General features: G+C 29.1%; 1 pseudogene. It reads left to right on the top strand.

The annotated features are described in order from the left end of the window. Positions 1–258: pseudogene (locus tag ELQ12_RS10075) on the top strand (VgrG protein); the annotation flags it as partial.

Below are 258 nucleotides of genomic sequence, written 5' to 3'. Positions count from 1 at the left end.
TTTAAAAGCCCAAAAGGATTATGATGAATTAGTCCAGCATAATTTCACTCAAAGAATCTTAAATGATAAAGATTCTAAGGTAGATGGAATTTATAATGAAAGGATTAAAAAGGTTCATACTCAAACCATAGACTTAGCTAAAAATGTCAATGTAGGAGGAGAATACTTAACTAATGTAGGTTTATCTAAAGATACCATAGTAGGATTAAGCAATACCTTAAATGTAGGAGTAGATAATAAAGTAAGAGTGGCTAAAAA

The organism is Campylobacter sp. US25a, from assembly GCF_004379075.1.
Taxonomy (GTDB): Bacteria; Campylobacterota; Campylobacteria; order Campylobacterales; family Campylobacteraceae; genus Campylobacter_D; species Campylobacter_D jejuni.
Note: the sequence above shows the minus strand (reverse complement) of the source record. Positions and strands in the feature narration are given on the sequence as shown.